This window comes from Moorena sp. SIO3B2 (assembly GCF_010692525.1).
Lineage (GTDB): Bacteria > Cyanobacteriota > Cyanobacteriia > Cyanobacteriales > Coleofasciculaceae > Moorena > Moorena producens.
The window spans coordinates 1-1,351 of sequence record NZ_JAAHHE010000892.1 but is presented as its reverse complement, the minus strand read 5'-3'; the positions used below and the strand labels follow the sequence as shown (position 1 = coordinate 1,351).

The following is a 1,351-nucleotide window of genomic DNA, read 5'->3' as shown; positions in this document are numbered from 1 at the left end:
GAAATTTTTACCTCATGGGTAATTGACTTGCTATAATCTCTAATTACGACTAATCTGACACTCGATTTTGGGCTACAATCACTAACCAAGATTGCTGTTCACAGGCTTGAGTAAATCACCAATAACTCGATAATAAACTCAGCCGCAGTTAGATAAGTTCGATGTGGTGCTTGCTCACCTAATGGCACCATTACCGACCAGCCTTGGCACTGACAAGGGCTACGCCACAAGTCCTTATGGGCTATTGGGGGTGTTGCATAGAAACTGTCTTCCCCTGCCCCCAATAGCGCTGAACTCCAGTGGGTAAAGTAATCGTGACTAATCCGGTGGATGGGAAAATTGCCATACAGAGGCACACCCCAGCCATCAATAGCAATCAATGCTTGGATGGAACCTCCCAGTAGCTGCCAACCCCAAGCTGCTGCGATCGCACCCACTACCCCAGCACTGAAGCTGATCAAGACTATGGGAGTTTTCACCAAACCAATGTGACGTTGCAAGAACTCTTTAATATGAATAGCTGAGTAAGCTGGGTAGTCCTGAGCTGGAAAAATCAAGACTTTCTCAGTCCAGGGACTTGATAGCTCCAAACTTGCTAAAAAATCCTGGGTCAGTTGGGGGTCATGGATACCGGGGCAAATAATTAAGTACGGGGACATGATTAAACGCTAAAGAGGCAAAGAAGGGAAATCAGCTGGATGTGCAAGACAGTTAAGATGAAGAAATGACTATTGAGAAATGACTAATGACTAATGACCAATTGTCCCAAATGCCATCAACCTATCAATAGCAAGGTGATTACCTGTCCCCATTGTGGAGCAATCCTGAAAGCCTATGGTCATCCGGGGATTACCTTACACCAAACCACAGGAGATACCCCCTTGTGTGAAACCTGTACCTATCATGCTGATGATACCTGTACCTTTCCCCAACGTCCCTATGCTAAGCAGTGTACCCTTTACGAGGATAGTTCCGAAAGTACCTTAGAGCCTGAGCAGATTTATAATCCCCAGCGTGGCTTACTCGAATCCGTCAGGCTTTGGTGTCAAAGAAACCCAGCCTTGTTAGGTCTATTGGTATTAATCGCTGCTAGCTTTTTGCTAGCCCTGATGGCCACTAGTTAAGGTCAACTAGTATTCCGTCATAATTTAATCGACTAAACATGATACTATTAGGCGCTACGAAATTGACAGATTACTAGCAGTCGCTGAGTCGGTTGGTGTTGTCTGTGAGGTGTCTACTTGCAAATGTTCTTTAACCGTAATTTTTTGTTCTTCACACACCTCTAAATCAAACCAGAATGTTGTCCCAACTCCCACTTCACTGACTAAGTTTACTCGGCTATGATGTC

Annotated in this window: 2 protein-coding genes; one reads left to right on the top strand and one right to left on the bottom strand. The window is 44.9% G+C overall.

The window, feature by feature from the left end; translation table 11 throughout:
- Positions 1-98: 98 nt before the first annotated feature.
- Positions 99-659: a hypothetical protein gene (locus F6K38_RS42130; RefSeq protein WP_287360798.1), complete on the bottom strand. Its 561-nt coding sequence runs from the start codon at positions 657-659 to the stop codon at positions 99-101.
- 93 nt (positions 660-752) lie between these two features.
- Here F6K38_RS42130 and F6K38_RS42125 point away from each other — a divergent pair, with 93 nt between their 5' ends.
- A complete protein-coding gene (locus F6K38_RS42125) occupies positions 753-1,124 on the top strand; it encodes a zinc ribbon domain-containing protein (RefSeq protein ID WP_287360795.1) in 372 nt (123 codons plus the stop codon).
- Positions 1,125-1,351: the final 227 nt, after the last annotated feature.

Excerpts from the sequence above, each read along its gene's own strand:
- F6K38_RS42130 (WP_287360798.1), bottom strand. The coding sequence starts at position 659 with ATGTCCCCGTACTTAATTATTTGCCCCGGTATCCATGACCCCCAACTG.
- F6K38_RS42125 (WP_287360795.1), top strand. The coding sequence starts at position 753 with ATGACCAATTGTCCCAAATGCCATCAACCTATCAATAGCAAGGTGATT.